The organism is Wenzhouxiangella indolica (genome assembly GCF_042310355.1).
Classification (GTDB): domain Bacteria; phylum Pseudomonadota; class Gammaproteobacteria; order Xanthomonadales; family Wenzhouxiangellaceae; genus Wenzhouxiangella.
In genome coordinates, this window is sequence record NZ_JBHJMR010000001.1 from 559,686 (window position 1) to 572,939 (window position 13,254).

Genomic DNA, 13,254 nt, shown 5'->3' on the forward strand with positions numbered 1-13,254 from the left:
AAGCATGCAGGAGTTCATCGACAATCTTGGCGGCGTGGCCGGCATTCCGGGCTGGACGATCAAGGCCTTTGCGATCATCCTGGCGGCGTTGCTGCTGGAACTGGTCTACCGGGTTTTCATCAAGCATCTCGATCGGTTGGCCGGCAAGAGCAATCACCTGTGGGACGATGCGGTGGTCTACGCCGGCAAGCGCCCGGTGTCGCTGCTGATCTGGTGGCAGGGACTGATCATGGCCGCGCGTGTGATTGCGCCGCACTCGGATGTCATCGCATTCGATTCATCGCTGCTCAACGCCGCTCAGCAGCTCGGCCTGGTGCTGGCGGCTACCTGGTTCTTCTTCCGGCTGACGACCGGTTTCGAACAGGCCTTCGTCGAGGAACGACGAAAGCGCAACGAGTACGTCGACCTCACCACGGTAACCGTGCTGGGTCGAATCGTTCGCATTGCGTTCGTGCTTACCGGCGTGCTGACGGCGCTGAGCGTCCTCGAGATTCCGATCTCGGGCTTCCTGGCCGCTGGTGGTGTCGGTGGCATTGCCGTGGGCCTGGCGGCGCGCGATCTGTTGGCCAACTTCTTCGGCGGCCTTACGGTGTTCATGGACCGGCCGTTCTCGGTCGGCGACTGGGTACGTTCCCCCGACCGGGAAATCGAAGGCACGGTGGAGCATATCGACTGGCGCGTGACCCGGATCCGCAAGTTCGACAAGCGGCCGATGTACGTGCCGAATGCCACCTTCACGACGGTGACGCTGGAGAACCCTTCGCGCATGACCCATCGCCGTATCGCCGAGCATGTCGGCGTGCGCTACGATGATTTTTCGGTTTTGCGCAAGGTTGTCGAAGCCATTCGCGAATACATCAACAATCACGACGCGCTTGATAACACGCAGACGACGATGGTGCACTTCGACCGCTTCGGGGAGAGTTCGCTCGACATCATGGTGTACTGCTTCACCAAGACCGTGGTCTGGACGGAATATCACCAGGTGCGCGAGGACGTGTTGCTGGGTGTCGGCGAGATCATCGAGTCGTTTGGTGCCGAGGTTGCCTTCCCGACCCGTACGCTCAAGGTCGATCTTTCCGAGCAGATGGCCGAGGACGCAAGCGCTGTCGGTTCCGCCCTTTCCGAGCGGCGAGAGAGCGATTCGGAGAATGGCTCGCGCTCGAAGAAGGGCGCTGGCAAGTCCACCAAGCGCTCACGCCGGGAGAAAGAAACCAGCAAGCAGGTCAAGACCGACAGTGGTGACGATGAGCGCGAGCCGCGCGGCGGCGACGTCGGTGGAGACAGCGGAGACGGTGGTGATGGCAGTGCCTGATTCGGTTCACGATAACCCGCACTGGCCGGCCGGGGCCGAGTGCCTGTTCGGGGCAGGGGAAGTGTCCCGCGCTCTCGACATGCAGGCCGAGCGTATCGCTGGCCTTGTGGCGGCCGACAAGGTGCTGTCGGTGATCGCGCTGATGAAGGGCGGGATGTACCCGGCCGTCGAGCTCAGCCGTCGCCTCGGCAGCGCACTTCGCATCGACTATGTGCATGCTACCCGCTACCGCGAAGCCACGAGCGGCGGCGAGATTCACTGGCAGCACTGGCCGGAAGACATGCCGCTGGGCGACCACGTGCTCCTGGTCGACGATATCTTCGACGAGGGCCACACCATGGCCGCCGTTGCGAGCCGCCTGCGCGACCAGGGTGTCGAGCACGTCAGCACCGCCGTGCTGGCGCGCAAGCGTCACGACCGCGGCCTCGATCGTGACTGGGTGGACGATCATGCCCTGGAAGTGCCGGATCGCTACGTGTTCGGCTGCGGCATGGACTATCGCGGGCTGTGGCGGCAGCTTGACGGTATCTGGGCGCTGCCGTCATGAGCCTGGCGATCATCGGCGGCACCGGTGCGCTGGATCTGTTCGACGTGCTCGAGGAAAGACGCGTGGACACGCCTTACGGGCGCCCGTCCGCGGCGCTGGCGCGGGTCAGATTGCCCGGCGGCGAAGCCTGGTTCCTGGCCCGTCACGGCCGCCCCCACCGGATTCCGCCGCATCGGGTCAACTACCGCGCCAATATCGATGCGCTCCATCGCCTGGGCGTCGACCGGGTGGTGGCGATCAATGCCGTCGGCAGCATGGATCCGGCGGCCGGGCCCGGCGCGCTGGTCGTGCCCGACCAGCTGATCGACTACACCTGGGGTCGGAGTCACAGCTTCAGCGATGACGACATCAGCCCCTTGCGCCATATCGAGTTTTCCCAACCCTTTGCCGGCCCCGCCCGCGCGCGGCTGCTGGAGGCGGCTTCCAGCTCGGGGGTGGCCTGCGCCGACGGAGGCTGCGTGGCCGTAACGCAGGGCCCGCGGCTCGAGACGGCGGCCGAGATTGCCCGGATGCGCCGCGACGGCGCAACCCTGGTGGGCATGACGACCATGCCGGAGGCGGCCCTGGCGCGTGAGGCGGGGATCGATTACGCCAGCCTGTGCGTGGTCGCCAACGCGGCCGCGGGCCTCGACGAGGCTCCGATTTCCGAGGACGCCATCCACGAGGTCCTGGCCAGCTCCATGAGCCGGGTCCGCAAGCTGCTTGAGGCCCTGTAAGGGCGGGACAGGTTCGGCACGCCAACTGCCCTGGCGCTTTCCGGGGCCAAACTGTGATCCGCTTCTCCCTGATTCTTCTTGGGTTTTCGGGTTCTACGTCTTATGCTGTAGTGGACTGCCGAACCAGCCAGTGAGGATTACGGCATGCCCGAAACCCCGACCCTTTCCGTACTCGAGACCGGCCAGAAAGAGCGTACCGTCATGCGGTCTCTGCTGAACCTCGCCGGTGTGCGCAGCGGTGGGGGCACCTGGCAGGTGATGGACGAGCCCGGCGGCAACGTCACGATCATCGATGTGGACTCCGATGACGGCGAGTCGCGCTGGCGCGAGTTGCGCGAGGCCGGCCACAACCCGATTGCCCTGACGCGGCGACGTGAATTCGCGGCCGAGCACGTGCTGCACAAGCCCTTGCGCTCCCGCGAGTTCCTGAATCTGCTCGAGCGGGTCAGTTCCGAAGACGTTCCGCCCCCCGGGTCGGAGCGGATCGAGGCGCCCGATGAAGGTGGGCGCCCCGAATGGCTGGGGATCGAGCAGTCGGACGATCCCGATCACGCCACCCTGGCCGAACATCTTCGGCGACAGACCTGGAGCAGCCCGGTCGTGATCGACCTGGCGGGTTGGCCCCGGCTCGTGATCGATCCCGGTTCCGGCAGCTGGTTCTACGACGGCACGATGGCCGACATGCAGCCCCAGATGTTTGCGCGGCCGATGCCGGCCTCCGCCGGTAAGCCGGTCTCGAGTGCCGACCTGGTCGATGCAGTCGAACAGGTCGTGCGTCGCCCCCTGAGTGAACTCAAGTGGTTTGCCGGCCTGGCCCAGTCGCGCGGCAGGCTCCACCCGGACCTGCTCGGCGAAGTCCAGTTCATGCTGACCCAGGCCCCGAGCGATGCGATGAAGCACGAGCGCTATGCCAAGCTGGCCCGGATTCTCATCCGCGCACCGGTCGGCATCGACGACCTGCACCGCCTGTCGGGCGAAACACCGGAAAACATCGCCGCCTTCCTCAACGCCTGCTACACGACCGGCCGCTTGCTGGTCAATCGTTCGGCGCAGGCGGCGGGATTCTGAATTGGCGGGCTTTCGGTTGGAATAGTCGAAGTCGGACGGCCGAGCGGCTGCGGGTGGACTTCGAATTTTCAAATTCCAAGCACCAATTTACAAACAATGTCCAATGACCCAATTTTCAATGACCGAAACAAAACCTTTGTGCCCGAAGCGTCTTCGGCCCTAGCTCAGGCCGCGCGCCGTTTCGAACATTGAGATTTCGATCATTGGTCTTTGTTTGAAAATCGTTGCTTGGTACTTGAGAATTCCTGGCCCCTTCCGCCCCTAGTATTTCAACCTCACTTCCCCGATCCCCGCTACTCCCCCCAAGGCAGCTAGCAGCTCGGTCGACGGCGTGACGTGCCAGTTTCCGCCCAGGCGCACCAGGGCCTGGGCCGACTGGTTGCGGTAGTGGATGACCACCGGCGTGCGACCCGGTCGATAGGGTTGCAGGGCGGCGGCCAGGTCCTGTTCGAGCATGGCCGGCGGGCGGCTGATCTCGATTTCCACGCGCCGCGCGAACTGGGAGCGGGCTTCGTCGACGCTCATTACTTCCTCGGCCACCATCCGGTGCCCGCCGCGGAAGCTGTCGACCTCGACCCGGCCCCGGACCACCACGATTTCGTCGGCGATGAGCCGATCCGAAACTTGCTGATACAGCCGGTCGAAAACCGCTACCTCGAGTCGCGCCGTGCCGTCGTCGAGGGCGATGAAGGCCCCCTTGCCCGGGCGTCGCCGGATGGCGGCGATCAGGCCGGCGAGGGTCATCGGCTTGCCCTGGCCTCGGCGCCGGCCCTCACCGCCGTTGCTGCCGAGCAACTTGTCGATGCGCTCGAGCGTCGTGGTCGTGGTGTCGGCCAGTTCGTCACGCAGCTCGTCCATGGGGTGCCCCGACAGATACAGGCCGAGGGTCTCCTTCTCGGCCCGCAGGCGCTGGCGCAGGGTCCAGTCGCGGACGTCGGGCAGCGCGCGCTCGTGTTCGCCGCCCGAGCCCTGTGATGCCGGTTCGCCCCCGCCGAACAGGCTGGACTGGCCGGCTTCCCGGTCGGCCTGGAAGCGCTCGGCTTCGGTCACGATTTCCGGCAGGCCCTGCATCAGCGCGGCGCGGTTGTCGTGCAGGCAGTCGGCGGCGCCCGATCGGATCAGGGTCTCGAGGGTGCGGCGGTTGAGCCGGGAGAGGTCGACTTCCCGGCACAGGTGCGCCAGGGAGGTGAATTGTCCGCACTGCTCGCGCACGCTCACCAGGTTCTCCACCGCACCCCGTCCCACGCCCTTCAGGGCGCCCAGTCCGTAGCGGATCGCGCCGTCTTCGACTTCGAATCGATAGGCGGAACGATTGATGTCGGGCGGCAGGATCTGCAGGCCCATGAGCCGGCAGTCTTCGATCAGGTTGGAAATCTTGTCGGTCTTGTCGAGGTCGGCCGACAGCACCGCGGCCATGAACTCGGCCGGATAATGGGCCTTGAGCCATGCGGTGTGGTAGGCCACCAGGGCGTAAGCGACCGAGTGCGACTTGTTGAAACCGTAGCGCGCGAAGGTCTCCATCAGGTTGAAGATCGACTCGGCTTCCGTCGCCTCGATGCCGTTTTCGCGCGCGCCGGTCACGAAGATTTCGCGCTGGCGCTCCATCTCCGAGACCTTCTTCTTGCCCATGGCGCGGCGCAGCAGGTCGGCGGCGCCGAGGCTGTAGCCGGCCAGTTCCTGGGCGATCTGCATGACCTGCTCCTGGTAGAGGATCACGCCGTAGGTCGGCTCGAGGATCGGTCCGGCCTTGGGGTGCGGGTAGCGCACCGGCGCCTTGCCGTGCTTGCGGTCGATGTACTCCTCGACCATGCCCGCGTCCAGCGGCCCGGGCCGGTAGAGGGCGACGGCAGCGACGATGTCGTTGAAGCTGTCGGGCTTGAGCTTGCGCAGCATCTCCTTCATGCCGGGTGATTCGAGCTGGAACACGGCCGTAGTGTGGGCGGCGCGCAGCAGCTCGAAGGATTTCTTGTCGTCGAGGGGGACGTCGTCGAGATCGATCGGCGCCTTGCCGGCCTTCTCGCGCGTGGCGTTGACCGCCTTGAGCGCCCAGTCGATGATCGTGAGGTTGCGCAGCCCGAGAAAGTCGAACTTGACCAGGCCGACCGATTCGACGTCGTTCTTGTCGAACTGGGTCAGCACCGAATGGCCGTCCGGCTCCGTGTAGAGCGGCGTGTAGTCGGTCAGCGGCCCGGGCGCGATGACCAGGCCGCCGGCGTGCTTGCCGGCGTTTCGGGCCAGGCCTTCCAGCGAGCGCGCCAGGTCGAGGATGCTGCGGGTGTCGTCTTCCTTCTCGTAGCGTGCCTTGAGTTCGGGCTCTTCTTCCAGCGCCTTGCCCAGGGTCATGTCGAGCTGGTTCGGGATGAGCTTGGCGATGGAATCGACGAAGCCGTAGTTGTAACCCAGCACGCGGCCGCAGTCGCGCACCACGGCCTTGGCCGCCATGGTGCCGTAGGTGATGATCTGAGAAACCTGGTCGCGGCCGTAGCGCTGGGCCACGTATTCGATGACCCGGTCGCGGCCGTCGACGCAGAAATCGACGTCGAAGTCGGGCATGGAGACGCGTTCGGGGTTGAGAAAGCGCTCGAACAGAAGCTCGTAACGCATTGGATCGACGTCGGTAATGCCCAGGCACCAGGCGACGACCGAGCCGGCGCCGGAGCCGCGACCGGGGCCCACGGGCACCCCGTTGTTTCGGGCCCAGGCGATGAAGTCGGCCACGATCAGGAAGTAGCCGGAGAAGCCCATCGAGACGATCACTTCCAGCTCGCGCTCGAGTCTCTGGTCGTAATCCTCGCGCGCGACGTCCTCGGCCAGGCCGTGGCGTTCGATGCGCCTGTCCAGGCCCTCGGCGGCCTTGCGTCGCACGAAGTCGTCTTCGGACTCGCCGTCGGGCACCGGAAAGGCCGGCAGGAAGTACTCGCCCAGCCGCAGCTCGAGGTTGCAGCGCCGCGCCAGGTGCAGCGTGTTCTCCAGCGCCACCGGCAGGTCGGCGAAGCGCTCGGCCATTTCCTGGCCGCTCTTGAGGTATTGCTCGTCGACGTACTCGCGCGGCCGGCGCTTGTCGTCGAGCAGGCGGGACTGGTGAATGCAGACGCGCGCCTCGTGGGCGAAGAAGTCGTCGCGGTCGACAAAGCGAACATCGTTGCTGGCCACCACGGGCAGTTGGCGTTGCACCGCCAGGTCGAGCAGGCCCGACTCGATCACCCGCTCGTTCTCGCGCCCCATGCGTTCAAGCGTCAGGTACAGCCGGTCGGGGAACAGCGACTCCCATTCCTCGAGCCGGTTGCGCGCCAGGTTGCCGCGGCCGTTGGCGAGGGCCTCACCGACGTCGGACTGGCGCCCGACGAGGGCGATGAGCCCGTCGGTGTGGCCGCGCAGCCAGGCCGGATGCACCCGCGGCTGGCCACGGAATCGGCCCTCAAGGAAGCTGCGCGAGAGAATCCGGCAGAGGCTGAGGTAGCCGTCGCGATTCTGGACCAGCAGGGTGACCACGCCGAATTGTTCGGCATCGCCGGCTTGCTGGACCCGTACGTCGGCGCCGACGATCGGCTTGATGCCCCGGGCCATGGCCGCGCCGTAGAACTTGACCAGGCCGAACAGGTTGTGCCAGTCGGTGACCGCCACTGCCGGCATCCCCAGCTCCGCGGCGCGCTCGACCAGCTCGCCGATACGCACCATGCCGTCCTCGAGGGAGTATTCGGTGTGCAGGCGGAGGTGGACGAAGGGGCTCGGGGGGGCGGAAGGCGTTGGGGCTTCGTCGGGCATGGGGGGATTATAAACGGCGAGGGCCCGGATCGAGGTTTCAGGTTTCAGGTTTCAGGTTTCAGGGAGAACACTTCCGGAGCCCGCCCCTGAAACCTGAACCCTGAAACCTGAAACCTTCTTTAAACCGTCCTCCCAACCATCCGAACCCCCAAAATCAAGGCGATGGCGCCAACGGGCAGACACACCCACCACGGAATCCCGAACCCGGCCGGCAGGGTGCCGAGGACGATGGCGGCCGCGCCGGCGAACAGGGCGTAGGGCAGCTGGGTGCGAACGTGTTCGATATGGTCGCACTGGCTGGCCATCGAAGACAGGATGGTGGTGTCGGAAATGGGCGAGCAGTGGTCGCCCCAGACGGCGCCGCCGAGCACGGCTGCAACCGTGCCGTAGAGGATCGGCATGTGCTCGGCGCCGGTCATGCCGTTGTTGCTCATCAGCGTCCAGGTCAGCGGCAGCAGCAGTGGCAGGAGGATGCCCATCGTGCCCCAGCTCGAGCCGGTGGAAAACGCCGTGGCGGCGGCCAGCACGAAGACGACCGTCGGCAACAGGCCGGGATGAAGGCGGTCACCGAGCAGCTCGGACAGGAAGGCGGCGGTGCCCAGCGCGCTGGTGATGTCGGACAGCGCCCAGGCCATCACGAGAATGATCACCGCCAGCAGCATGCTTCTCAGGCCGGTGAACCAGGCGGCCATCGTCTCGGAGATCGTCAGGCTGCGATGCAGCAATGTCATGGCAATGGCCGACACCACGCCGAGCAGCGAACCCCACAGCAGGGACTGGTAGGGATCGGCATCGCCGATGATCGCCTGGAGCGTGTCGCCCTCACCGCTGGCGAAAAGCCCGCCAATGACGGTGACGACCAATACGACCACCGGCACGACGGCATTGCGGGCCAGGCATCTTGTGCCCTCGGCGGGCTGGACCTGCTGCATGTCGTCGTCGATCAGGGCGGTGCTCACGGCAGACGGAGCGACTTGCCCCTCGTGCCGGGCGCGTTTCTCGGCCGCGTGCATGGGGCCGAAATCTCTGCCTGAAAGCACGATGACAAAGACCAGCACCAGCGCGAACAGCGGGTAGAAGCTGTAGGGGATCGAATTGAGGAAGACGAAGTAGGCGTTCATATCGAGGCCGGCGATGCCCGCCATGGCGTCGCGAATCAGGCCGACCTCGTAGCCGATCCAGGTGGTCACCAGCGCCAGGCAGGCGATCGGTGCGGCGGTGGAATCGACCAGGTAGGCGAGCTTCTCGCGCGAGACTTTCATGCGGTCGGTCACCGGCCGCATGGTATTGCCCACCACCAGGGTATTGGCGTAGTCATCGAAGAAAATCGCCAGCCCCATGACGACCGTGGCGATACTGGCGCGCCGGGCCGAATCGGCAAAACCGACGATGCGTTCGACCACGCCCTGAAGCCCGCCGTTCTTCGAGATGATGCCGACCATGCCGCCGATCATCATCGAGAAGACGATCACCGAAACGCGCCCTGAATCCGCGAAAGCGCCGACGACGTAGGTCTCCATGCTCTGCAAGAGACCGGAAAAAAGTCCGACCAGCGTGAAATCGTTGAGCGCCCAGGCGCCGAGCCAGATGCCGACGAACAGCGCCGGAACGACCTGCCTGAGGATCAGCGCCAGCACGATGGCGATGACCGGCGGCAGGATCGACACCCAACCGAAGGACTCGCCTTCGGCGCCGAAGGCGGCGGGGCTGGCGATCAACAATGCGAACAGGGTCAAGCCGCGCAGGGCGGGGAGCTTGTTGTAATTCATTCTGTACCCGACATCGACTCGAGTACATTCTGGCACTTGTGGAAGCGCTTTGCCATGGCGTCGTGATGGTCGAGGGGCTGGGGAAAGCTTTCGTACCAGCGACGGCGCAGGTCGGCCAGTTCCTCGGCAAGGCCGGGCGCGTCGCCGCGCTCGCTCATGCGCTGGGCCAGGCGTTCGACCTGGAAATTCATGCGTGCCTGGCGATCTTCCGCGGGGGATTCCAGCCCGGCCAGGAATTCCATCTCGATGACGATCCGGCGGGCCTTTTCACCGTTTTCTTCCACCTGCGAGGCGATCGAATCCGTGGTCACGTCCGGATCGGCCAGCATTCCCGCGGCGGCGCTTAGTGCCGCGGCGCTTTCACCCACGGGGGCGTCGGGTATATCGATGGAAGGGAGCTCTCCGGACTGGCGTTGCTTCCAGGCCGATTGCAGCTGCCCGGCCAGCTCATCGAGTCGCTCGAGTGCCCGTCGCTGCGCCGCGCGGCGGCGATCGGCAAGCCGCTTTTCGAGCGCACGCCGGGCCTTTTCGAAGCGCTCGTTCAACTGCGCGGGACGGCGGCCGGCCGACGCCCAGTCCGAGCTCAGGGCGCGCATTCGGCCTTCGGCCTGGTCGAGCTCGGCTTCGTCGATCTCGGCCAGTTGCTCGGCCTGCGCGAGTAGATCGCGCAGGGCGGCGAGCTCGGCTTCCTGGGCTTCGCGGCGCTCATCCTGCTCACCGCGGAGCTTCTCGAACAGCGGGTCGATCGGCGCACGGAACTCCTTCCAGAGCTTCTGCTCGACCCTGCGCCGGCCCGTGCCGGCCTTCTGCCAGCGTGCTTGCAGGGCCTTGGCCTGCTCGATGGCCGCCTTGTGGTCGGTCTCGTGTTCCAGCGCCTGGGCTTCCCGGATCAGCCGCCGCTTGTCGTTCTCGATGGCATCGAATGCCTCGTCGAGGCGCTTCGAGAGCGCGTCCATCAGCTCGCGCAATCCAGCTGCCGCCTTGCCCCGGGACTTCGGCGGGACGTCGTCGAGCCGGCGGATGGCCAGCCGTGCGTTCTTGAGAAACTGCTTGAGCGCTTCGATGCCGCTGTCGCCGTCGGCCGCCACGGCGCGCCCGCGTTCGAGGAAGGCCTCGAGCTGCTGGAGACTTTCGGCCTGCACCTCGTGGCGCTTCTCGAAGAAGGGTTGCGCCTGTTCGAAGGCGCTCTTGCAGGCGGCCTGGAAGCGCCGCCACTGCCCGGACGGGGCGGCGTGCTGGCGCTTGTCGCCGGGCAGTACCTCGAGATCCTCGAGATGCTGCCATTCCTTGCGGGCTTCCTTGAGCGCCGCGGTGATGGCGTCGGGATGTTGCCCCGAGTCGGCCAGCTGCTCCACCCGCTCGATCAGCTCGTCGCGATGCTTGTTATTGGACCAATGCTCCCAGTCGCGCATCTCCCGCAACCGTCCCTCGAGTCGCCCGAGGCGTCCGGCGACTTCGCGCGGGCGCTGCCTGGGCTTGAGTCGATCGATGCGGCTGCGCAATTCCCGCAGGCCGGCCTGGGCCCCGGCGATATCGCCGGCGTCGAGCCGTTCGGCGAGGGCGTCGAGTTCCTTCTGCCAGTCCGTGCTGTCGGCGGCATCGGCCTGCCGGGTTGGCGCCTTGTCCGGCTTCTTCGCTTCCTCGGCCGCCTGGCGTCGCTGCTGCAGCTGCCTGAGAATCGGCAGCGCTCGCTCGCGCAGCGCTTCGTCTTCGCTGCCCGGTTCGACAATCTTCTGCCAGCGGCGATCGAACTCGCCCAGCAGCTCACCGGCCTTGTCGGCGCCGATGCGATCGATCGCGTCGAGGGCTTCCAGGCGGGCGACCAGGTCGGCGAGCTCGCGGTTCGCTTCGTCCTCGGCGGGCGCGACCGGCGGCTCCGACCCGGCCGCGGCGCGGCGCGCCGGCGCTTCGAGGGCCCTGCGCACGATCTCCAGTGCGCCGCGGAATCGTCGCTCGAGGGTTTCGGGGGGCGCGTCGGTTTCTCGCCAGAGCGCTTCGAGTTCATCGTGCTCGTGCTTGCGGTCGCCATCGAACTGCCCGCGCGCCAGGCGCTCGGCGCGCTCGACCAGGCGCGAGGCGGACTCGGTGGCGGCGTCGTAATCGCCACGCGCGGCCTGCAGTTCGTGAAGGCGCGCCTCCACGGCGCGCGCGCGTCGCTTGCTGCGACGCTTGAGCGCGCCCGCGATCCGTTCGAGGGTCGAGGTCTGCTCGATGCGCTCGATCAGGGACAGGGCCAGTTCTTCGTCGGCTTCCTCGATCACCCGGTCTCCGAGAAAGCCGGGCGAGTCGATCCGCAGCAGGGCTTCTGTTCGCAATGCCCGGTCGGGCGCCCGGGTCGCGACGCGACGAATATAGTCGCCGTCGTCGATGCGCCGGAACCACTCCAGCCTTTCCTTGACCAGGTCTTCGCTCGGCCGCTGCATGACGACCCTGGCCAGGAAGGCGTCGGCGGCCTCGACGATGGCCGGGTCGGATTCGCGCAGACGGGCGTCGAGCCAGAAGGGTTCGGTGTTGATGCGGCGCAGGGCCGCCAGCCGGACTTCGGCGGCTTCGTCGTGCTCGGCGATTCGGCCGAGCTCGGTCCGCAGTTCGGCATCGTCGCTCTCGGCCACGGCCTGAGCGCGCACGACCGGGTCTTTCTGCTGCCAGGGCTTGCCGAAGAGGCGGGATTTGATGCTCATGAGCGCGTGCTTCGCCGTGTAAAGGTCAGTCCGTATTATAGGGATCTCGCCACCGATCTGAGCCATGGCTCCAGATCGGTTCGGGGTTCAGTACAGTTGCTGCACCATCCTGAAGCCCGCCACCCAGGTGCCGATCGCGGAACCGAGGTTGGACAGGAAGAAGACCAGGAGTACGCGCGAGACGCGGTTGCGCCACCAGCCCGAAAGCTTGACGACGTCGTCGCGCAAGGTCTCGAAGTCGCCCACCCGGGGCTTGCGCAGCCAGGCCTCGACCGCACCGGTGACCATGCCGGCGCCGATGGTCGGGTTGAGTGAGGTCAGCGGGGCGGCCAGCAGCGCGGTACCGACCGTCAGCAGGTGGCCGCCGGCGATCAGGGCGCCGAGCGCCGACAGGGTGCCGTTGATGATCACCCAGGTGGCCACCAGCGCCCAGCCCAGTTCGGGTGAGCGTGAAAAGCCGATGATGAAGCCGGTCGCGACCAGTACCAGCACCAGCCAGGGCAGGGTCTTGAGCAGTCTCGACGCCGGCGGCATGGTGTTGAGCGACTCGACCGTCTCGGCCGGTTCGCTCTGGGCTTCGAGTGCTTGGGCGGTGCCCTCGAGGTGACCGGCGCCGAGCACGGCCAGCACCTTGCGCGGGGCGTGTTGCCCGTTCTCCTGCCTCAGGCGCGCGGCCATGAAGCGGTCGCGCTCGGCGATCAGCGCCTCGAAAAGTTCCGGGGCGGACTCGGAGAACTCGCTGAAGGTCTCGGTCAGTAGATCGCCCTGCTTGAGGCGTTCGATGTCGTCCTCGCTGACTTCCTGGCGCGAGAACATCGACATGACCAGGCCGTTGAGCATCAGCCAGCGCTTCCACCACGACAGGCTTCGGGATGCGCGCCGCAGGGTGATGCCGATGTCGCGGTCGATGAGCTGCACCGGCACATCGGCCCGGCGGGCGGCCTCGATGGCCATCTTCATTTCCGCGCCCGGCTCGATACCGAACTGCTCGGCGATTCTTCGCTGATAGGCCGCCAGCGCGAGCGAGGCCATCATCATGCCCGCCTTGCCCTGACGAATGACCTGGAACAGGTCCATGTCACGCCAGGCGTCGCGCTCGGTGAGCGTCTGGTAGCGGGGCGCGCAGAGTTCGATCGCGACGGCGTCGTAATGCCCGCTGTCGATCAGGCGCTCGACCGCCTCGGCGCTGGTGCGCGAGACGTGGGCGGTGCCGAGCAGGGCGTAGTCCACGCCGTCACGCGTGATGTGGCGGACGGGCTCGTCGCCGAAGAGTTCGGTTTGTTCGGAGGTCATTGATGCCGGTCGCGCGAAAGCAATGGGGCAGTTTAGCCGATCAGGCAATATTTTTTGCTGGTGGGAACTGGCGCTTCGGGCGATACTCCAATCAGAGTCC

8 protein-coding genes are annotated in these 13,254 nt (G+C 66.3%); 4 read left to right on the forward strand and 4 right to left on the reverse strand.

The window, feature by feature from the left end:
* Nucleotides 1-4 precede the first annotated feature (4 nt).
* The 4 genes from ACDC67_RS02685 to ACDC67_RS02700 all read left to right on the forward strand — a co-directional run bounded on the left by ACDC67_RS02685 (nucleotide 5) and on the right by ACDC67_RS02700 (nucleotide 3,646).
* Nucleotides 5-1,315, forward strand: a complete 1,311-nt coding sequence (locus ACDC67_RS02685; protein WP_376690356.1) for a mechanosensitive ion channel family protein — start codon at nucleotides 5-7, stop codon at nucleotides 1,313-1,315.
* A complete protein-coding gene (locus ACDC67_RS02690; protein WP_376690358.1) occupies nucleotides 1,302-1,862 on the forward strand; it encodes a phosphoribosyltransferase family protein in 561 nt (186 codons plus the stop codon). The genes ACDC67_RS02685 and ACDC67_RS02690 overlap by 14 nt, the downstream gene beginning before the upstream one ends.
* A complete protein-coding gene (locus ACDC67_RS02695) occupies nucleotides 1,859-2,578 on the forward strand; it encodes an S-methyl-5'-thioinosine phosphorylase (protein ID WP_376690360.1) in 720 nt (239 codons plus the stop codon). Before ACDC67_RS02690 ends, ACDC67_RS02695 begins: the two co-directional genes overlap by 4 nt.
* A 144-nt stretch (nucleotides 2,579-2,722) precedes the next feature.
* Nucleotides 2,723-3,646, forward strand: coding sequence for a hypothetical protein (locus tag ACDC67_RS02700; RefSeq protein WP_376690361.1), 924 nt, complete (start codon nucleotides 2,723-2,725; stop codon nucleotides 3,644-3,646).
* A gap of 261 nt (nucleotides 3,647-3,907) precedes the next feature.
* Here ACDC67_RS02700 and dnaE read toward each other — a convergent pair whose 3' ends face one another.
* The 4 genes from dnaE to ACDC67_RS02720 form a co-directional block, all read right to left on the reverse strand.
* Nucleotides 3,908-7,411 carry a DNA polymerase III subunit alpha gene (gene dnaE, locus ACDC67_RS02705; protein WP_376690363.1) on the reverse strand — a complete coding sequence of 1,168 codons (3,504 nt, stop codon included), beginning with the start codon at nucleotides 7,409-7,411 and terminating at the stop codon, nucleotides 3,908-3,910.
* 119 nt (nucleotides 7,412-7,530) lie between these two features.
* The gene (locus ACDC67_RS02710; RefSeq protein WP_376690365.1) at nucleotides 7,531-9,180 is read right to left on the reverse strand and encodes a Na+/H+ antiporter NhaC family protein; all 1,650 of its coding nucleotides are present in this window, start codon (nucleotides 9,178-9,180) and stop codon (nucleotides 7,531-7,533) included.
* The gene (locus ACDC67_RS02715; protein ID WP_376690367.1) at nucleotides 9,177-11,861 is read right to left on the reverse strand and encodes a DUF349 domain-containing protein; all 2,685 of its coding nucleotides are present in this window, start codon (nucleotides 11,859-11,861) and stop codon (nucleotides 9,177-9,179) included. The genes ACDC67_RS02710 and ACDC67_RS02715 overlap by 4 nt, the downstream gene beginning before the upstream one ends.
* Nucleotides 11,862-11,948: 87 nt before the next feature.
* Nucleotides 11,949-13,154, reverse strand: coding sequence for a TraB/GumN family protein (locus ACDC67_RS02720; protein WP_376690369.1), 1,206 nt, complete (start codon nucleotides 13,152-13,154; stop codon nucleotides 11,949-11,951).
* Between the last annotated feature and the right edge of the window lie 100 nt (nucleotides 13,155-13,254).